Origin of the sequence: Sphingomonas sp. (assembly GCF_041661885.1) — a bacterium.
Lineage (GTDB): Bacteria > Pseudomonadota > Alphaproteobacteria > Sphingomonadales > Sphingomonadaceae > Sphingomonas.
In genome coordinates this window covers 155,367-174,527 of the sequence record NZ_JBAZTL010000003.1, presented here as the reverse complement: position 1 = coordinate 174,527, position 19,161 = coordinate 155,367, and the positions used below count along the sequence as shown (strand labels likewise).

The 19,161-nt window shown below is 65.5% G+C and carries 14 protein-coding genes; 9 read left to right on the top strand and 5 right to left on the bottom strand.

The window, feature by feature from the left end; genetic code table 11:
• Positions 1–33: 33 nt before the first annotated feature.
• The 3 genes from WC704_RS07255 to WC704_RS07245 form a co-directional block, all read right to left on the bottom strand.
• On the bottom strand, positions 34–2,160 hold the full coding sequence (locus WC704_RS07255; protein ID WP_372889250.1) for a phosphocholine-specific phospholipase C: 2,127 nt from the start codon (positions 2,158–2,160) through the stop codon (positions 34–36).
• A 210-nt stretch (positions 2,161–2,370) separates the two neighbouring features.
• On the bottom strand, positions 2,371–2,799 hold the full coding sequence (locus tag WC704_RS07250) for a flagellar basal body protein (RefSeq protein ID WP_372889249.1): 429 nt from the start codon (positions 2,797–2,799) through the stop codon (positions 2,371–2,373).
• A gap of 3 nt (positions 2,800–2,802) precedes the next feature.
• A complete protein-coding gene (locus WC704_RS07245) occupies positions 2,803–5,643 on the bottom strand; it encodes a hypothetical protein (RefSeq protein ID WP_372889248.1) in 2,841 nt (946 codons plus the stop codon).
• A gap of 93 nt (positions 5,644–5,736) precedes the next feature.
• Here WC704_RS07245 and WC704_RS07240 point away from each other — a divergent pair, with 93 nt between their 5' ends.
• The 8 genes from WC704_RS07240 to WC704_RS07205 all read left to right on the top strand — a co-directional run bounded on the left by WC704_RS07240 (position 5,737) and on the right by WC704_RS07205 (position 15,872).
• Positions 5,737–6,765 (top strand): flagellar motor switch protein FliG, encoded by a 1,029-nt coding sequence (locus tag WC704_RS07240; RefSeq protein ID WP_372889247.1) that lies wholly within the window; start codon positions 5,737–5,739, stop codon positions 6,763–6,765.
• 13 nt (positions 6,766–6,778) lie between these two features.
• The gene (locus WC704_RS07235; RefSeq protein ID WP_372889246.1) at positions 6,779–7,438 is read left to right on the top strand and encodes a FliH/SctL family protein; all 660 of its coding nucleotides are present in this window, start codon (positions 6,779–6,781) and stop codon (positions 7,436–7,438) included.
• Between the two features lie 188 nt (positions 7,439–7,626).
• Complete coding sequence (fliF, locus tag WC704_RS07230; RefSeq protein ID WP_372889544.1) at positions 7,627–9,174, top strand: flagellar basal-body MS-ring/collar protein FliF; 1,548 nt, start codon at positions 7,627–7,629, stop codon at positions 9,172–9,174.
• 13 nt (positions 9,175–9,187) lie between these two features.
• The gene (fliN, locus tag WC704_RS07225; protein ID WP_372889245.1) at positions 9,188–9,541 is read left to right on the top strand and encodes a flagellar motor switch protein FliN; all 354 of its coding nucleotides are present in this window, start codon (positions 9,188–9,190) and stop codon (positions 9,539–9,541) included.
• Positions 9,538–10,881 carry a sigma-54-dependent transcriptional regulator gene (locus WC704_RS07220; RefSeq protein WP_372889244.1) on the top strand — a complete coding sequence of 448 codons (1,344 nt, stop codon included), beginning with the start codon at positions 9,538–9,540 and terminating at the stop codon, positions 10,879–10,881. The genes fliN and WC704_RS07220 overlap by 4 nt, the downstream gene beginning before the upstream one ends.
• Before the next feature lie 2 nt (positions 10,882–10,883).
• The gene (flhA, locus tag WC704_RS07215; RefSeq protein WP_372889543.1) at positions 10,884–12,971 is read left to right on the top strand and encodes a flagellar biosynthesis protein FlhA; all 2,088 of its coding nucleotides are present in this window, start codon (positions 10,884–10,886) and stop codon (positions 12,969–12,971) included.
• 60 nt (positions 12,972–13,031) lie between these two features.
• Positions 13,032–15,182: a flagellar hook-length control protein FliK gene (locus WC704_RS07210; protein WP_372889243.1), complete on the top strand. Its 2,151-nt coding sequence runs from the start codon at positions 13,032–13,034 to the stop codon at positions 15,180–15,182.
• 12 nt (positions 15,183–15,194) lie between these two features.
• Positions 15,195–15,872 (top strand): flagellar hook assembly protein FlgD, encoded by a 678-nt coding sequence (locus tag WC704_RS07205; RefSeq protein ID WP_372889242.1) that lies wholly within the window; start codon positions 15,195–15,197, stop codon positions 15,870–15,872.
• 182 nt (positions 15,873–16,054) lie between these two features.
• Here WC704_RS07205 and WC704_RS07200 read toward each other — a convergent pair whose 3' ends face one another.
• Together WC704_RS07200 and WC704_RS07195 are read right to left on the bottom strand one after the other, a co-directional pair.
• Positions 16,055–16,375, bottom strand: a complete 321-nt coding sequence (locus WC704_RS07200; protein ID WP_372889241.1) for a hypothetical protein — start codon at positions 16,373–16,375, stop codon at positions 16,055–16,057.
• A gap of 265 nt (positions 16,376–16,640) precedes the next feature.
• Entirely contained in the window at positions 16,641–17,966 is a 1,326-nt protein-coding gene (locus WC704_RS07195) for an MFS transporter (RefSeq protein WP_372889240.1), read from the bottom strand.
• A gap of 118 nt (positions 17,967–18,084) precedes the next feature.
• Here WC704_RS07195 and cyoA point away from each other — a divergent pair, with 118 nt between their 5' ends.
• Positions 18,085–19,161: a ubiquinol oxidase subunit II gene (gene cyoA, locus WC704_RS07190; protein ID WP_372889239.1), complete on the top strand. Its 1,077-nt coding sequence runs from the start codon at positions 18,085–18,087 to the stop codon at positions 19,159–19,161.

Sequence of the window (19,161 nt, the reverse complement as noted above, 5' to 3'; positions counted from 1 at the left end):
CGCGACGCCGCGCGAGTTCTGCGGGGCGGGGACTCACGCGACCGGGTTGGGAGACGCCATTACCAGCGGAGCCGCGCCGTGCGCGACCGGATCGGTGAACGATTCGGTGCCGCTCTCCTTATGCCCGGCAAGCCGAACGTGCTCGGTCGCGCTGGTAACGAGCATATCGTACCAACCGTGGCTGCCCGACAGATCGACCGGCACGACGCGTTCGGCGTGCGCGGCGACCTCCAGCGTGCGCGGCGGCTGGCCATAAGCGAGATCGCGCACCGTCAGCGTCAACCGCGCATCGCTATGGTTGCGCACCCGTAAGCGCACCCGCTTGCCTTCACCCTCCAGCACCGGCGCGAAGCCCGCATTGCGCCCGGTAAAGCGCCGATGGAACCCGGCGGGCCCCAGCAGGAACGCATCATACGCCCCATCGGCGCCCACCGGCAGCTCGGCCGCGAGCGATTGCCCCGCGCCAACGGTATAGCGGCGCGGCCCGCCCGCAAGATCGGTCAGCGGATAGAGGTGGAACACCGCTGCCCGCTCGCGCCCGGTGTTGGACAGCAGCAAACTCGGTGCTTGCCCTGCCGCAACCGCCAGCGTCACATCGAGCCGATAAGGCGTCGCGCGGCGGCGGCGGATACCGGCTTCTTGCACCGGGGCGGTGAGCGCGGCGGGTGGCAGCGGGCGCGTTTCCTTGAGCGTGGCCGCACGCTCGGACAGCGCGCGCGTCGGCGGCAAGGCCTTGGCGAACGCCCGGCGATCGGCACGCGAGAAATCGAAGCAGGAGGTTAAATCGCCGCACACCGCGCGCCGCCACGCGCTGATATTGGGTTCGGCCACGCCGAAGCGCGTTTCGAGGAAGCGGATCACGCTGGTGTGATCGAACACTTCGGACGCAACATAGCCGCCGCGGCTCCAGGGCGAGACGACATACATCGGCACGCGCGGCCCCAGCCCATAAGGGCGATCGAGATACGCCGCATCCGCCTCATCTTGCGAATGGCGGTGATATTCGTCTTCAGCGGCCACCGTGGTGCCACCGAGCAAGCGCGCCGGATCGCGCGGATCGTGCGCCGGCGGCGCGGGCGGCGGGACATGGTCGAACAGCCCGTCATTCTCATCGAAATTGAGCAGCAGCACCGTCTTGGCCCACACCTCGGGATTGGCGGTCAGCGCATCGAGCACTTGCGCGGTATAATCCGCCCCCTGCAGCGGCGTGGAGACGCTCGGATGTTCCGACGCCGCCGTCGGCGCGATGATCCACGAGACCTGGGGAAGTTTGTCGGCCAGCACATCGGCCTTGAGCAGATCGAGCCCGCGCGTCGTCAGCGTCCGCCGGATCAAATCGGCGCCAGGCCCCGACGTCGCCGTGCGCGCATCGCGATAGCGGCGGAAGCCGATCAGCGGATTGTCGCTGAAATTGTCTTCCATCTGCTGATAGATCTGGAAGCTGACGCCCGCCGCCTGCAGCCGCTCGGGATAGGTCGTCCAGGCATAGCCGCCGTGGCCACGCGGATCTTCCAGCCCGTCATAACCATTGTCGATCGCGGGGCCATTGGCCCGCGCCTGCGCATCATGCGTGCCGGTCCAGATATAGAGCCGGTTGGGATTGGTGCTGAGATGCAGCGCTGCGTGATAGGCGTCGCACAGCGTGAAGGACTCGGCCAGCGCATATTGGAACGGAATGTCCTCGCGCGTGAAATAGGCCATCGCATGGTCGTGCTTGGCCTTGGGCCAGCCGCCCATGCGGCCATTGTCCCACGCCGCCTGACTGTCGGGGAATCCGTGCGGCGTGCCGAGCGGACGCATCAGCCGGAAATCGCGCTTGGTGTCGAGGTGGAAGGGCGCGATCCAGTCGGGCGGCCCGGCATGTTCGCTCGGCTGCACGAACACCGTCGCCCCGCGCCGCTCACCGACATCGGGCACGGGAATGGCGAAGCGATCGCCAAAGCCGCGCACCCCCGGCATCGCGCCGAAATAATGGTCGAAGGCGCGGTTTTCCTGGGTGAGGATCACGACATGCTCGACATCCATCACCGTTCCCGTGCGGCGATTGGCCGGGATGGAAAGCGCGCGCGCGATCGACGGAAACATGCCCCCCGCCGCCGCGCCACCACCGGCCATCAAGGTCTTCAGAAAAGCGCGACGATCGGCAGGCGGCAGCGACATGGGCGGTTCGTCCATTCACAAAAGACGGCGCGCCGGACAAACCCGACGCGCCGCCCGAAGGGGTCTTTAGAATTTCAACGTAACACGGGCAAAAACGGTATGGTCACGCTCGAATCTCGTTAAACAGGCGGTGGTGGCACCCGTTATACCGGACCGTGGCGGCCTTGGCGATGGCTACTGCCCAACCAATCCCCGACGTAAGATGTCGCTTTACCCGCCGTGACCAAGCGCGCTTTTCAGCATCGACAATTGCTTGCGATAGATGTTGGTCACCGCCGCGAAATCAGCCTGGATCTGCCCCATTTTGAGCAATTGATCTTCCAGCGTGACGTTATTCCCGTCGGGCTTGGTTTCGCTGACATCGGTATCGAGAATCGACGACGCCCCCAGCGGCGCACGCGCGCCAAGCGCGGCCATGCTGGCGGTCAACTGCACCGTCGGCGTTGCGACGGCTGGCACGCCGCCCCCCGCGCCCCCTTGCTGCGCCGCGAGCAGCGCAGAGAAATTGGGGGCTGCCACATCGCGCGCCTTGAAGCCCGGCGTTTCCGAATTGGCGATGTTCTGCGAAATAACGCGCTGCCGATCGGCCAAATGCTTCATTTCGGTGCGGATGCCCGCCAGGATCGCAGGAACGGTCATAGGCTAGGCTCCGAGCAACGATGCGACGGTAAGGGTGGTATCGGTGGCGGCAGGAGTCAGGCGCGCAAGCGCGGACTGGTAACCGGCCAGTTGCGCCTGCTGATAGGCGGTTCCGGTGCCGGTCCTTGCCTTCTTCGTATTGTCCACAATGTTGGCCTTGCCATCGTCCCAATAGAGCGAGCGATAAGCAGTCTGCGTCATCGACACCGCCTGTTTGATCTTGCCGAACGCCGCCTTGGCATCGGCAGCCGTTGTCAGATTCAGCGCCGTGCTCAGGTCCAGGCCATATTGCCCCCCTGGCCGCACGACGGGCGCATTTGTGGCCACCGGCAGCGGCGTTTCGATCCGCTGTGGCTCGATGCCCAGCTTCGCCAGTGCATCGCGATCGCCCGTGCCGGGGATGATCTCGATCGAATGCCCCGCTGCGGCATCAATCCGCAGGCTCTTCATGCCGCTGATGCGCGGCGTGCTCGAACTGCCCTTGGTGCCGGTGAGCTTGCCGATCCGATCGGACAGCGTCTTCATCGTGTCATCGGCGGTGATGGTGATCTTCTTCGCCGTGCCGCCATCGATGCTGATCGAGAAGGAATCGCCTACCCGCAGCGCGGTCTGCGTCACCAGCTTGGGCGAAACCTCGGGGTTGATCGTCCCGCTGCCAAAGCCGAGCGCCCCCAGGCTGTTGGTGCCCGTCGCCGCGACGGTCAGGCGCACGGGCTGCGCGGTTTGCCCGCTTTGGCCGAACTGCGTGGTGCTGGCGACCGCGCCGGTCGTACCGTCGATCCGCGTTACGAACGCATCGACCGTGCCCGAGCGTGCCGCGCCGATCGCCCCCGCCGTGCGGCCACCCGCATAGATCGCGCCATCCAGGAAAGCGACGCTGTCGACCTGATCGTCCTGCGCGCTGCCGACATAGGTGACCGCGGCGCCGCTCAGCGCGCTGTCGATCCGCGCGACAAAGCCATCGCGCCCGCCCGACATGGCGTTGACTTGCGTGCCCGACAGCGCCCCGCGCGCCGCACCGCCGACCGCGATCGTGCCGTCGCTCGCCACCGCCAGCGCGCGCGCATCGGCCTGTCCCAGGTCGATCGTACCCAGATCGTTGGACAATGCTCCGGCGTCGAGCTTGCGTACTTGCGCGGTGCCACCGTTGTTCATCAACGCCAGCACATTGCCGTCATTGCCGATCGCCAAAGCGGAGATCGATTCGCTTCCACCCGAATCGATCGCGCGGCGATCGGCAACGTGGCCCGTCGAGTCGAGCCGGGCGACAAAAGCATCGCCGCCGCCCGTCGCGCTTTTACCCCCGACGAAGATCGAACCATCCGCCCCGACTGCAACCGCCTTGGCGACATCACCGCCAACGCCGGGAACAACGGTCGTAAATGCCTCGTCGCCAAGCCCGTTATAGCGCGCGACGAACATGTCGCCGTCATGCTTTACCCCGTCCAAACTGCCGGTAACGGTGCCTGCCACCACCACATCGCCATTGGCAGCGACGCTGACCGCAGCGCCGGTGGACGCCCCCGCCGCGCCGAGCCCGCGCTCCCAAACGACCTTGCCCGCACCATCGAGCTTCGTCAGGAACAGCGTATCCGACCCGTTCGAGCGGTCCGAACCCAGATCGCCGCGCGTCGTGCCGACGACATAGGTGTTGCCCTGCGCATCGGTGGCCATTGCCGCCGCATCGGTATTGGCCTGGACGGCGGTCGTCTTGGTCGTCGTCGCAACCCTCGCGCCGTTATAATCGGTCTTGAAGGTGGTGGTGGAACTCGTGGTCTTGCCGAGAATCTTCGCCTGTTCGGTGGCGACGCGGTCGAGCGCGCTGACCGTGGCGAGCGATTTTTGCGACATCGCGCCCGCCGGATCGTCGAACCGGAAGACCTGGGTCGCGGTCGGCGTTGTTACCACCGGCTGACCCGGCACCGCCGTCTGCCCAAGCGCGAGCGGGACGACGCTGGATTGCCCGGTCGCGACCAGCAATGCGGGGGCGGCATTGACCTGGTCGATCGAAACCCGGTCCACACCGTTAGGCGATTTGAGCGTCAGCCCCCATTTATCGGTGCCGCGATCGGGCACGAAATGCACCAGCCAGCGCGGCTGCGGCTGACCATTTTCGTCGAGCCGCACGCTGCCATCGGGGTTGCGCAGCGGAATATCGCTGATCGCCTTGTTCATCGCATCCGACACCGAATCCAGCGTCGGCGGCTGTATCCCCTGCGACAGATCGATCGTGACGGTATCGCTCGCACCCGGCTTGTTGAGCGTGATCTTGAACTGCTCCTGCCCGGTCATGCCGGGCAACGGGTCCGACCGGCTCGCGGCGACTTCGGGCCCCTTGACGGTATAGGCATCGGGTGCCGGAACCCCCACGCTGGTGACGCTGCGCGCGGGCTGCGCGAACGACAGGTCCATCGCGGTGCCATTGGGGGCGTGCGCCAGAAACGCCTTCAGGTCGGTCAACCCTTTGGCAAAGGCGGTTTGCAGCGAAGCGCGCTGGGCATCGTTGGTGGTCTTGGCGGCGGCCGTCTCCGACAGCAACCGCAGCCGGTCGAGCGCTTTGTAGGCCGTGAAGCTGGTCTGCACATCGGGGGGCAGCGCGTCCGCGCCGGTGGCAGGCTTGTCGACGATCGTCTTCATCGCCTTGATCGCCGAAACCTGTGCCGAAACGGGCAGCGTGGTTGCGGTTTCCTTCCACGGCGGTGTTGTCGCGGCGGTGGTGAATTGCGCCTTGGCGACGCGCACGGCTTTGGATTCGACGGTCGGCGCCGCGCCAAAACTCGTAAAGGAATTGGTGCCTGTCATGACACTCAGTCCGATCAGGCCACTCGATAAATCCGCCGACATCTCCGCCGTCCCTATAACACTCTTCCTATAATAGACGGGAGAGACACTCGAAGGCTGTGCTTTCGACGAATTTTCTGGGGAAAATTGGTGAACATGATGGCGCAAATAGGCGAACCGCCTGAGATGAAACGATTCACCGGTCAGCAACGCGCCGCTGCCTTGATGCTCGCACTCGGAAAAGAGCATGGCGCGCCCATCTGGGAGCAGCTTTCGGTCGACGAAATCAAGGAATTGTCGGCAACGATCGCCGGCCTTGGCCGCATCCCGGCGGTGGTCGTCGAATATCTGCTGGTGCATTTCAGCGGCGAAGTCGCCAGCATGGCCTCGCTGCACGGCTCCTATGAATCGACCGAGCGCTTGCTGTCGGGCATCCTGCCCGGCGAGCGCGTCAAGGACATCATGGAGGACATCCGTGGCCCGTCGGGCCGGACGATGTGGGACAAACTCTCCAACGTCAGCGAAACCGTGCTCGCGCAAGGGTTGCGCCATGAATATCCGCAGACCGTCGCGGTGATCCTGTCGAAGCTGCGCTCGGAACATGCCGCGCGCGTCTTGTCGGAATTGCCGAGCGAATTTTCGGTCGATGTCATCATGCGCATGTTGCGGATGGAGACCGTCCAGAAAGAGGTTATCCTGGAGATCGAACAGACGTTGCGCACCGAATTCATGGCCAATCTGTCGCGCTCCAACAAGCGCGATCCGCATGAAGCGATGGCCGACATGTTCAACGCGCTCGACCGCTCGACCGAGGAAAAGATGCTCGCCGCGCTCGACGAACGCGCGCCCGAATCCGCCATCCGTATTCGCGCGCTGATGTTCACCTTCGAGGACCTTGGCAATCTGCTGCCCGCCGCGATTGCCGTGGTCGTGCGCAATGCCGACAAGCGCGAAATGGCGCTGGCGCTGAAGGGCGCGCCCGAGGAAATGAAGAAACTGTTCTTCGGCACCATGACCGAACGCGCCGCCAAGCTGCTGCGCGAGGATATGGCGGGAATGGGCCCGGTGCGCGCGCGCGATTGCGAGGAGGCACAATCCTCGCTCGTGCGGCTTGCCAAGACGCTGGCCGATGCCGGCGAAATCACGCTTGTCGATCCCAAGAGCGACGACATGATGATTGTGTGAAGGAAATACGCGCATGAGTTTTCACAGCGTCGAGCGCTTCGCCTTCGACCGTGTCTTCACGGCGGGGGCGCCAACACCGTTCGACATCCCCGATTCCCTGCTCGATCAGGCCGCGCTGCGCGCCGAACTCGACGCCCGCAACGCCGACCATGAGAACGCGCTGTCAATCGCGCGGGCGGATGCGTTCGAGGCGGGGCTTGCCCAGGCGCGTACCGAACGCGACGCGGCCTTGCTGTGCGCAATCGATGCGTTGCACGGTGCGATCGACGCCATCGACGCGCGCTTTACCGACATGACGCGCCGCTTCGTCGCCGATGCGACCGATGTCGCCCTGGCGGCGGCTGCCTTCATCGCGGGGCGCGCGCTCGCTTTGGATCCTGCCGCGCTGATCGATGACGGTATCGGACGGGTCTTGCAGCAAGTCGCGCGCGGCACCGAATTGCAGGTGCGCGTCCACCCCGATTTGGTCGAAGCGGTCGAGGCGCGTGTCGCCCAGCGCCAGGCGGCCGACCGCCGCAAGCTCCATCTGGGGGTCGTGCCCGATGCCACGCTCAATCCCGGCGATGCGTTGATCGATTGGGAGCAAGGTGGCCTCGCGCTCGATCAGGCCGCCCGGCGCGCGGCGGTGGAAAACGAACTGGCCCCCTTGCTCGCGCCGCCGCCCGTCGCCTGACCCCTCCGCCTGACGCTACGCTACCCGGACACCATCACCCGGCAATTTTTTCCGCCCGGCAGAAATTGCCGCCCGTCTCCATCCTATAAGATAGTCATGGGGGTTCGCCCCGACGATCAGGATCGGGACACACTTTGGACGCAGCGCGCACTCTCTTTTCGCAATTGGGCGTAAGACGGCTCGCCGTAATGGCCGGTGTGGCGCTGGCCGTGCTGGCCGCGCTCGCCTTCGTCGCAACGCGCGGATCGACGTCGTCGATGGGCTTTCTGTTCACCGATCTTGACCCCGCCGCCGCCCAATCGATCACCGAGAAGCTGAAGGCAAAGGGCGTCGACTATCGCCTGTCCGCCGACGGCACCTCGATCCTCGCGCCGCAGGACAAGCTCGCCGAATTGCGCATGACGATGGCGGGCGATCGCCTTGGTGGCAAGATCGGCTATGACGTGCTCGACAACGAACAGAGTTTCGGCGTTTCCGCCTCACGCGCCAAGTTGAACGAAACGCGCGCGATCGAGGGCGAACTCGCCAAATCGATCGAAAGCCTGGATGGCGTATCCAAGGCACGCGTCCACATCGTAATGCCCGAGCGCGCGATGTTTGCGACCGAAAGCCGCAAATCGACCGCCGCCGTTACCGTCAAGACCAAAGGGCGCCTGTCCTCCGAAGCGGTTGCCTCGATCCGCTATCTGGTGGCGTCGTCAGTGCCCGAACTCGCGCCCGAAGCGGTGTCGGTGGTCGATCAGACCGGTGCCCTGCTTGCCCGCGCGGGCGACACCGGGTCAGCAGGCGGTGCCGAAGCCGATGAGCGCCAAACCGCCACCGAAGCAAAATTGCGCGACGAAATCGAATCATTGCTCACCCCGATCGTCGGCATGGGCAAGGTCCGCGCGGAGGTTTCCGCGCTGATCGACCGCGACCAGACGCGCGAGGAAACCACCGCGTTCGACCCCGACAAGCAAGTCATCGGCCACCAGACCACGGTCGAATCGGGCGATCAGAATGCCGAGAATAACGGGGTCGCGCCGCAGGCTTCGGTCGGCGCGCAATTGCCCGACGCACAGGCCACCGCGACGGGATCGGGCACCACGCGCAAGACCGCGAGCACGCAAAACTCCGAAGACACCACCTATGAGAATAGCAGCACCCACACCGTAACGGTACGCGTGCCCGGGCAGATCAAGCGGTTGTCGATCGCGGTGATGGTGGATGGCGGCCCCAAGGGCCTGCCCGCCGCCCAGATCCAGCGGCTGACGCGTATCGTCGAAAATGCCGCCGGGATCGATGCCAAGCGCGGCGACAGCGTTGTGGTGGAAAGTATGCCCTTCACCGCTGGCGATGCACTGGCTGAAAACAAGAGCGGGATCCTCTCGCTGCTGCCGATGGACAAGGTCTTCTCGCTGCTCGAACTGGTGGTGATCGCCGTGGTCGGCATCATTGTCCTGCGCATGTTGCGGCCCAAACCCGCCGCCGAGCCGGCCATTATGGCGAACCAGGCACCGCAGCTTGGCAATGATCCTGAACGCCTGGCGCTCGCCGCACGCGCGGCCGATGGCGACGCCGAAGCAATGCAGCAAATCGCCGCGCTGGGCGGCGAACAGCACCTGCTCGATCAGGAAATCGCGCTCGCCCAGGTCGATGGCCGCATCAAACTTTCGGCACTCAAACGCATCGGCTCGACGATCGCGGAGAGTCCGCCCGAATCCGCCTCCGTAATCCGGCAATGGATGAACTCATAAGATGGAACAGCCTATGGATTCCGAACCCTCGCTGGTCGCGATCGATCAGCCTGCGCAGACCGAACAGCCCTTCATCGCCGACTTTGACGATGAACCCAATCGCGCGCCGGGCGGCAACAGCACGGCCGAAGGTCTTGAGGCCGTCTATGACGTGCCCGTCAAAGTGCAGGCCGTGCTTGGCCGGTCGCGTATGCCGGTCGGCAAGCTGCTTCAGCTCGTCGTCGGCACCGTCGTCGAACTCGATCGTCGCGTCGGGGAGCCGGTTGATATCTTCGTCAACAACCGCCTGATCGCGCGTGGCGAAGTCGTGCTGATCGACGGTTCGCTCGGCGTGACGCTGACCGAAATCGTGCGGGGTGAACGATGAAGGGAATGGCTCCCGCGGTACGCCTGCTGCTGGTTGGGGCGCCGGGTTCGGAATTTCGCCTCGCCGCCGATCTGGCGCGCGCGGCAGGCGCTGACGTGACGATGGCGGACGACGCTTCCGAAGCGATTGCGCTGTTGCGGATGAGCGGTGGCGATTTGGTGATGATCGACGTCGATGCCGATATTCGTGGCTTCCTCCAGCATCTGCGCGAAGAACGTTTCGCGGTCCCCGTCATCGCCTGCGGCATCAACGCCTCGGCCCAGCAAGCGGTTGCGGCGATCCGGGCGGGTGCCCGCGACTATCTGCCGTTGCCGCCCGAACGCGCGCTGATCGCCGCCGCCATCGCCTCGGTGGTGGCACGCGGATCGGTCGAAATTCTCGGCGACGCGCCCGATCTGGTGCGCGCGCGCAACCTGGCGCTGGCGGTCGCGCCGAGCGCGTCGCCGGTGTTGCTGGTCGGCGAAACCGGCACCGGCAAGGGCCTGATGGCCCGCGCCATCCATGAGGCATCGGGGCGGCTCGGCCCGATCCTGGTCGTGGAATGCGCAGGCGTCGCGCCTGAAATCGTCGATTCGGAACTGTTCGGGCATGAGGAAGGTGCCTTTGCCGGCGCGCTCGGGTTGCGGATCGGTCGCTTCGAAAAGGCTGGCAACGGCACGATCCTGCTGCGCGAGGTTGGTGCCCTGTCGCCAGGGACGCAGGCGCGGTTGCTCTCGGCATTGCAGGAACATCACATCCGCCGTGTTGGCGGCAACCGCGCGGTGGCGGTGCAGGCGCGCGTTCTCGCCACCTCCACGATCGACCTGCATCAGCGCGTCGCGGCGGGGGCGTTCCGTGCCGACCTGCTCGCGCGCCTCGGCCTTGCCCGGATCGAAATGCCCCCGCTGCGCGCGCGGCGCGGGGATATCGCTCTGCTCGCGCGGCACTTTGCCCACCGCCTCGCCGACGCCGATGGCCTGTCCCCGCGCCCGCTCAGCGATGCGGCGGAAGGCGTGCTGCAGGCTTATGGCTGGCCCGGCAATGTCAGCGAACTCGAAGACGCCATCCACCGCGCGGTCTTGATCGCGCGCGGGGCGCGGATCGAGGCACGCGACATCGTTTTGGTCGACGGGTCGCAACTCGCGCAGGACCATAGCGCCCACGAAGGCCGACTCGAAATCGAAGGGCTGGTCGGGCGTACCGTGGATGAGGTCGAGCGCGAACTGATCCTGCAAACGCTGCAACGCTGCCACGGCAACCGCACCTCGGCCTCGGGCATTCTCGGCATTTCGGTGCGCACGATGCGCAACAAGCTGAAGACCTTCATCGAGGCCGGTATTGCCGTGTCGCCCGCTCCGTGAACATGGTCCTGCCCGAACCGATTACCCGCCTGCTCGAACGGATTGGCGCCGGACGCGATCTGGCGCTGGCGTTCGGCGTCATCGCCATCATCGGGATGCTCATCCTGCCGATCCCGGCATGGCTGCTCGACATTGGTCTCGCTTTGTCGATCACCTTGTCGGTGATGATCCTGATGACCTCGCTGTTCATCGAAAAGCCGCTGCAACTCTCGGCCTTCCCGACGATCCTGCTGATCGCGACGATGCTGCGCCTGGGCCTCAACCTCGCCTCGACCCGATTGATCCTGGGCCACGGGCATGAGGGGCCGCAAGCGGCAGGCGGCGTGATCGGCGCGTTCGGTGAATTCCTGATGGGCGGCGAGACGATCATCGGCCTGACCATCTTCGCCATCCTGATCGTGATCAACTTCGTCGTCATCACCAAGGGTGCGGGCCGAATCGCCGAAGTCGCCGCGCGCTTCAGCCTGGACGCCATGCCCGGCAAGCAGATGGCGATCGATGCCGATCTCTCGGCCGGCATGATTTCGGAAGAACAAGCCAAGGAGCGCCGTGCCGAGGTGGAGGCCGAAAGCGGCTTTTACGGCTCGATGGACGGTGCCTCCAAATTCGTGAAGGGCGATGCCGTCGCCAGCCTGCTGATTACTGCGATCAACATCATCGTCGGGCTCGGCATCGGCGTCTTCTCGCACGGCGTGCCGGTTGCAGAGGCGTTCCACAGCTATACCGTGCTCACCGCAGGCGATGGCCTGGTCAGCCAGATTCCAGCGCTGATCGTGTCGGTCGCGGCGGGCATGTTGGTGTCCAAGGGCAGCGCGCGCGGCAAGACGGGCAATGCGCTGGGCGAACAGCTCGGCCGCTTCCCCAAGGCGTTCGGCATGGTCGCCTTCCTGATGGGCGCGCTGGCGCTGATGCCCGGCCTGCCGTTCGTGCCGTTCGCCGCCTTTGCCGGCCTGTCGGGCTGGCTCGCCTGGAGCATGAGCCGCAAGGCAATCGCCACCGCCAATGCCGAGCGGATGGCCGAAGCGACCGAAGCCGCGACGGTCAAGATCGTCGAGGAACCGATCGCGCAGACGTTGGCGATCGATGCGCTGCGCATCGAAATCGGCTATGCGCTGCTGCCGATCATCAACGATGCGACGCGCGAACCCCGCCTTGACGATCAGGTGCGCGCGCTCCGCCGCCAGATGGCGACAGATTACGGCTTCGTGCTGCCCGCCGTGCGCATCATCGACAATATGGCGCTGGGGGCGAGCGAATATGTCATCTACATCAAGGAGAGCGAAGCCGCGCGCGGCGAGGTGCGGCTCGACAAATTGCTGCTCATCAACCCCGGCGGCGGCGCGCCCGGCCTGCCCGGCGAACCGACGCGCGAGCCGGTGTTCAACCTGCCTGCTTTGTGGATCGACCGCGAATTGCGCGAGGAAGCGGGCTTTCGCGGCCTGACGGTCGTCGATTGCGGCACCATCATCACCACGCACCTGACCGAGCTGGTGAAAGACAATATCGCGGATCTGCTCTCTTATACCGAAACGCAGAAGCTGCTCGGCGACATCCACAAGGACGCCGCCAAGCTGGTCGCCGACATCGTGCCGTCCAAGGTTTCGGTGTCGAGCGTGCAGCGCATCCTGCAGAACCTGTTGTCGGAGGGGATTTCGATCCGCGATATCCCAACCATCCTGGAAGGGATTGCCGAGGCCTCCCCCTCGACCAGCAACCTGACGATGCTGACCGAACATGTCCGTTCGCGCCTCGCCCGCCAGATTTCGGTGGCGCAAACGCGCGACAACGCCATTCCGGTGGTGACCTTGTCGCCCGAATGGGATGCCGCCTTTGCCGACAGTATCGTCGGGACGGGCGACGACCGCCAGCTCGCTATGGCCCCTTCGACGTTGCAGGGTTTCGTCTCGGCGGTGCGCGAAACCTATGATCGGCTGGCCGAGAGCGGCGAGATTCCGTGCCTGCTCACCAACCCGAGCGTGCGCCCGTTCGTCCGCTCGATCATCGAGCGCGTGCGACCATCGACCGTGGTGCTATCGCAGAACGAAATCCACGCCCGCGCCCGCATTCGCGCACTCGGCACTGTCAGTTGAGCACGCTTCGCCCGCGACCCGCCTATAATGGAGGGAAGGGCACGCCGTGAAAGGGACTGCATGGAGATCGTCGGAAGCGGAATGGCCGGATTGCCCGGCGCGATCGGTCGCCCCAACGTCGTAGCGCAAGGCTTTGCCGCCACGTTGGGCGATGTGCTTTCGCTTGCATTTTCACCCGACGCATCCGCCACCCCGGCGTTACCGGTCGCCACCGCCACCGGGGACAGCAGCGCAATGGCATTCACCGCGCTGGCAATGCTCGGCCACGCGCCCGCGACCGTGCTCAAGCCAGCGCTGCCCGACCCAGCAATCTCGACGATTCCCATCACGCTGACCGCTGCGACCGGAGCTGCGCCAACCGTGCCCGCCACCATCATGGCAACCCCAGCCGCAGTCCTCACCGCTGCGCCCACGGTGGCGGCTGCGAACGGCGACACTCTCGCGGTGCCCGCCACGACGCCGCTCGCCCCGCCCCCTCCCGCGCCGACGCCGCAATCGCCCAACGCACGCCCGCTGCCCAGCGACCGCGCGGCCAGCCCCGCACAACCCGCCATCACCATCGGTGCCAGCGGCCCGATCGATGCCGCCCCCTTACCCTCGCCCACTCCGGCTGGTGCCAACGCATCTGATACGCCCGCAAAGCCGCCGGTCGCCGAAGCGTCGGTCGGCGTTCAGCAACAGGCCCAGATCGCAATACGCGGCAGTGTGGAAGCTGTAGCCGAGGGTCCGGCCCCGGAAACAGCCAATCCGGCCACCGCCACGCCGCGATCCCCCAAAATTAAAAGCGGCGGACCCCGCGTCGCCACGCCGGATCCCGCCATAACGGCGACACCGATCCCGACGGCGGCGCCCTCGACCATCACCGCGCCGGTGCCGGTGTCCCCCGACACGCCCGCCCCCCTCCCGACTCCCGTTGCGGTGGAGGCGACAACGACACCGACCGCGCTTCCCGCCGTAGCCACCAATGCGGCCCCGCCAAGTCCGACCGTTTCGGTAGCAACCGCCGCGTCCACGCCGCCGGTTCGCAAGAGCGAGGCCGCGCCCGACGCATCCGCACCTTCGGCCCATCTGCCCACGCCATCGGCGGACAATAGCGCCACGGTGGCCACCGCACCCGCACCATCATCGCCGTCGCCCGCCCTGCCGACCCCGCCCGTGCCGACCACGCCGGTTGCGGAAAGCGCTGCCCCGACTCTGGATCAGCCACCCGCCCCTCCCGCCCCCGCAATCGCGGTGCAGACCGTTGCGTCACTCCCTCAGGGCACGGCGATGGCAGCCACGGCCCCGGCAGTCGCGGTTGTAACGGCGCTGACGGAAGCTCCTGCGTCCCCCGCCGCGCCCCAGGCGTCGCGCCCGGCGCGGCGTGGACACGTCACCGCTCCCGCCGAGACGGTGGCCGCAAGCGACCGCCCCGCGCCGAGCACCACCAATCCGCAGGCCATCGCGTCGGTCCCTGCGGCAAGCGCGCTCCCGCTCGCCGCGACGGCATCGCCAGCACCGCCAACCGCACCGCAAGACACGCCCGCATCGTCGCCCAACACCCCCAATTCGCGCGACATCGCCCCTCCCGCCATCGTCCCGCCCGGTGCTGGCACCGTGCCAGCGTCCCCTGCCGGCGCCAGCCCCGCTTCCGTCGCGACCGCCGCCCCGGCATTTGCCCCCGCACCACCCGACACCGCGCTGACTGACCGCGCCGCCACATCGGCCCCTGCCACCACGATGATCCCCGCCTTGCCAGTCACCGCGCACGGCCCGATCGTCGCGCCAGCGCCGCGCACGATAATTTCGGCGCAGCCCGGGCGGATCGGGCGCGAAACCGGCGTTGCAATCGCGCATCGCGTCGGCGCGGGCGGGGACGAAATGACGCTGCACCTCAGCCCGGCCAGCCTTGGCCGGATCGAGGTCAAGATCGCGTTCGAGGATGGCAATTTACGGGCGACATTGCGCGCGGAAAACCCCGCCGCGCTCGATTTGCTGCGCCGCGACAGCGTCGATCTGTCCCGCGCGCTCGATCAGGCGGGGGTCCGCTCCGACTCGGGCAGCCTCAATTTCCAGGGGAGTGGCGCCGGTGGCCAGACTGCCGGATCGCGCCAACAGTCCCCCTTTGCACCCTTTAACCAGCGCGGCGAGCAACGCGACTCCGCGCCCCCGCCCATTCCCGATTCCTATCAGCCGCTGCGCACCAGCGGTCGTGTCGATTTCCTAGCATAAGGCCCCAGACCGATGACCACGACAACTGCCGTTGGCGCCACCACCCCATCCGCCGCCGCTGCGGTCACCGCCGCCGCGCCAGCGACGGGAATCAAGGCGGACTTCAATATGTTCCTGAAGCTGCTCACCACCCAGATGCAGAATCAGGATCCGCTGAGCCCGATGGACACCTCGCAATATACCCAGCAGCTCGTGCAATATTCGCAGGTCGAGCAATCGGTGCAGCAGAACGCCACGCTGAACTCGATCCTCACCAACCTTACCAGCCAGGGCCTGACTCAGGCTTCGGGCATGATCGGACGCAGCGTCACGCTCAATTCGGATGTCGCCGGCCTCGCCGCAGGTACGCCCGCCGCCTGGACCTATACCGCCGACCGCCCGGTCTCCGCGGTCACCGCGTCGATTACCGATTCCACCGGCAAGGTTGTGATGACGGGCCCGATGGCCGCGAACATCCAGGGTGCGCTGTCGTGGGACGGCAAGCTCGCCGACGGATCGACCGCCGCGCCCGGCAGCTACACGCTGGCGATCGCCGCGACCGATGCGGCGGGCAATCCCGTGCCCGTCACCATCCACTCGCACGGAACCGTTCAGGAAGTGAGCGCATCCAACGGTACGTTGACGCTGAACGTCAACGGGGCGCTCTACGGATCGGACAAGTTACTTGGCGTTGCCGCAACAGGTGCCTGAATAAAATAATTTTCGCTGTATTTGAAAATTTAACAAATTGCTCTATAGTATAAGAGAGATCTGCCCGCATCAGCCCCCAATGGTCCCGGCAGATCTCACCCTAACTCAGCTTGTAATGGAATTATTGTCGGAAATTTCCGATAGTGTCGGGCGAGGCGACTCGCCACGCCCGACCACGCAGTTCAGCGTGCAGTGGCGGACAAGCCGGCCCAGGACACCGATGGATCGGCGATTCCGCGCGAAATCGCCGCGTCGATCGTGAAATCCTCGATCGAACACCCTTTCAAATCGGCGGGCAAAGCAAGCATCGCCAGGCAGTCCACAATCGCGGGATCGTCGCTCGGACCGATCGTATCGACCACATCCTCAAACGTCGCACCCGGTGCCATCAGGCCGCGGCTCAACGCCGCGTTCCACAGCGCACGCGCGTTCACTACATCGATCGCAATGCTGATACGGTACCGATCACCCTGGCCAACACTCGGATTGGCACAAACTGACATGGATTGATGGTCGCTTAAGTCCACGCGCGCTTCTCCCCCCAACGCGCCCGCTGCAAACCGCAACGGACCATTGCTATCTACCGAATGCGCGCATCCGGCCGAATTGAGGGCAACTCCTTAGGTGGGAAACCCGGTATTTCCCTCGATACGATTCTGTACTATTATAGGACGCTTTCGGTCCTGATGGCGCAGATCGATCGTATCCGGGACGATAAAGCGCCATATCCGGCACTGCATCGGGTGTGGAACGGCTCCGCCTGACGCCTTAGGCGCGACCGGCCAATTCCCGGTTCAGCCACAAGGCCGCCAACGTCGCCAGCGCGCCCGACAGCAAATAGGCACCCGCCGCCGCCAGCCCGAATTGCGACGACAGGAACAGGCCGACCAGCGGCGCAAAGCCCGCGCCGACCAGCCACGCCAGATCCGACGTCAGGGCCGCACCGGTATAACGAAAATCGCCCGAGAAATTGGCCGCGACCGCGCCCGACGATTGACCGAACGACACGCCGAGCAAACCGAAGCCAAGCGCCATGAACAGGACTTCGCCAATTTCACCCGCGCCCAGCAATTGCGGCGCGAAACCCGAAAAGACCGCGATCGCGGCAGCCGACGCCCCGAGCAGATAGCGCCGCCCGACCCGGTCCGCGAGATATCCCGAGGCGACGATGGCAAACACGCCGATCGCACCACCCAGCACTTCGATCACCAGGAAGCGCTCAGGCCCACCGCTGGTGTAAAGAAACACCCAGGACAACGGGAACACCGTGACCATATGGAACAAGGCGAAGCTCGCCAGCGGGGCGAACGCGCCGATCACGATCGTGCGCCCCTGGCCACGAACCGTTTCCATCACCGGTGCGGGTTGCAACGCACGGCTTTCGAACATGTCCTGATAGGCGGCGGTGCTGACGATGCGCAGCCGCGCAAACAGCGCCACGACGTTGATCGCAAACGCGACGAAGAACGGATAGCGCCAGCCCCAATCGAGGAAGTCCGCCGCCGACAGGCTGCTCGTCAAATAGGCGAACAACGCGGCTGCCACCATCAGGCCAAGCGGCGCGCCAAGCTGCGGAATCATCGCATACCAGCCACGGCGATTCTCGGGCACATTGAGCGCCAGCAGCGAGGGCAAACCGTCCCAGGCACCGCCGAGCGCAACGCCCTGCCCGACGCGAAACAGGCCGAGCAGGATCGCGGCATAAACACCGACTTCGGCATAACCGGGCAGAAATCCGATCGCCACCGTCGAGCCGCCGAGCAGGAACAGGGCGATGGTCAGCTTCGTGCCGCGCCCAAAGGCCCGGTCGATCGCCAGGAACAGGAACGATCCGATCGGACGCGCGATGAAAGCGAGCGCGAACAACGCAAAGGAATACAGCGTCCCCGTCAAACGATCGACATAAGGGAAGACCAGCGTCGGAAACACCAGCACCGAGGCAATCGCATACACGAAGAAGTCGAAAAACTCGGACGTACGCCCGATGATGACGCCGATCGCGATTTCGCCCGAGGTGATTTCGCCATGCTCGGCATTGATTCGGCCGGCATCGGCTTCGATCGCGCGCGAGGTTGGCGTGGTGGCTGCAGTCATCGGTGTTCGAACTCCCGGCATGATCGCCGAACGCCCCCTCTAAGCGTGCTGCACTGCAGCGGGGATTGGACAAAGTGTCCAATGGGAGGCCCTGTGTCCCCCGCGTATCTGCGCCCGCATGACCCGAACCCCCTTACTCCGCCCCTTGGCGCTGCTTGCGCCTGCCTTGCTCGGTGGGTGCAGCGCCGTTGTGCTGGATCCGGCGGGCGATCTTGCAGTGCAGCAAGGCAACCTCGTGATTTTCTCGACGGTGCTGATGTTGCTCATCATCGTTCCGGTGATGGCGCTGACCGCTTTGTTCGCCTGGCGCTACCGCGCGACCAACAAGGACGCGCCCTATTCGCCCGAATGGCACCATTCGACCGCGCTTGAACTGGTCATCTGGGCGGCGCCGTTGCTCATCATCATCTGCCTTGGCGCGGTGACCTGGACCAGCACGCATCTGCTCGACCCGTATCGTCCGATCGGGCGACTCGATTCGGCGCGGCCCGTCGCCGCTTCGGCCAAGCCGGTGCGCGTTCAAGTGGTCGCGCTCGATTGGAAGTGGCTGTTCATCTATCCCGATTACGGCATCGCCACCGTCAATGAGCTGGCCGCACCGGTCGATCGCCCGCTCCAATTCGACCTGACCGCCTCCAACGTGATGAACGCCTTCTACGTTCCGGCGCTGGTCGGCCAGATTTACGCGATGCCGGGCATGACGACCAAGCTCAACGCGGTCGTCAACCACCCCGGCAACTATGCGGGTTTCTCGTCCAATTTCAGCGGCGACGGCTTTTCGGGGATGCACTTCCGCTTCCACGCGGTGTCGCAGGGTGCGTTTGACCAATGGGTCGCGCGCGTTCGTGCCGGTGGCGGAAAGCTCGACCGGCAGGGGTATCTTGGTCTGGTCAAGCCCAGCGCCAACACGCCGGTGATGCGTTTCGCCAGCGTTACCCCCGGCCTGTTCGATGCCGCCGCCAACCGCTGCGTCGCCCCGGGCGAGATTTGCATGAGCGCGATGATGCAGGCCGATGCCGGTGGGCATCACACCGCTGGCCATCCGACCCAGACGATGACCATGCCGATGGCGGCATCGACTCCGATCCCCGCCACCACGCAACCCGGCGCACGCCTGACCGGTGCCGGAATGGCCATGCCCGGCACCCGCGCAACAGACGTCCCGGCGACCGCCGGCGACCGAAGGACTTTCTGA

What these genes read in the sequence shown, in the direction of transcription:
- WC704_RS07255 (WP_372889250.1), bottom strand. Translation starts at nt 2,160, where the DNA reads ATGTCGCTGCCGCCTGCCGATCGTCGCGCTTTTCTGAAGACCTTGATG.
- WC704_RS07250 (WP_372889249.1), bottom strand. Translation starts at nt 2,799, where the DNA reads ATGACCGTTCCTGCGATCCTGGCGGGCATCCGCACCGAAATGAAGCAT.
- WC704_RS07245 (WP_372889248.1), bottom strand. Translation starts at nt 5,643, where the DNA reads ATGTCGGCGGATTTATCGAGTGGCCTGATCGGACTGAGTGTCATGACA.
- WC704_RS07240 (WP_372889247.1), top strand. Translation starts at nt 5,737, where the DNA reads ATGATGGCGCAAATAGGCGAACCGCCTGAGATGAAACGATTCACCGGT.
- WC704_RS07235 (WP_372889246.1), top strand. Translation starts at nt 6,779, where the DNA reads ATGAGTTTTCACAGCGTCGAGCGCTTCGCCTTCGACCGTGTCTTCACG.
- fliF (WP_372889544.1), top strand. Translation starts at nt 7,627, where the DNA reads ATGGCCGGTGTGGCGCTGGCCGTGCTGGCCGCGCTCGCCTTCGTCGCA.
- fliN (WP_372889245.1), top strand. Translation starts at nt 9,188, where the DNA reads ATGGATTCCGAACCCTCGCTGGTCGCGATCGATCAGCCTGCGCAGACC.
- WC704_RS07220 (WP_372889244.1), top strand. Translation starts at nt 9,538, where the DNA reads ATGAAGGGAATGGCTCCCGCGGTACGCCTGCTGCTGGTTGGGGCGCCG.
- flhA (WP_372889543.1), top strand. Translation starts at nt 10,884, where the DNA reads ATGGTCCTGCCCGAACCGATTACCCGCCTGCTCGAACGGATTGGCGCC.
- WC704_RS07210 (WP_372889243.1), top strand. Translation starts at nt 13,032, where the DNA reads ATGGAGATCGTCGGAAGCGGAATGGCCGGATTGCCCGGCGCGATCGGT.
- WC704_RS07205 (WP_372889242.1), top strand. Translation starts at nt 15,195, where the DNA reads ATGACCACGACAACTGCCGTTGGCGCCACCACCCCATCCGCCGCCGCT.
- WC704_RS07200 (WP_372889241.1), bottom strand. Translation starts at nt 16,375, where the DNA reads ATGTCAGTTTGTGCCAATCCGAGTGTTGGCCAGGGTGATCGGTACCGT.
- WC704_RS07195 (WP_372889240.1), bottom strand. Translation starts at nt 17,966, where the DNA reads ATGACTGCAGCCACCACGCCAACCTCGCGCGCGATCGAAGCCGATGCC.
- cyoA (WP_372889239.1), top strand. Translation starts at nt 18,085, where the DNA reads ATGACCCGAACCCCCTTACTCCGCCCCTTGGCGCTGCTTGCGCCTGCC.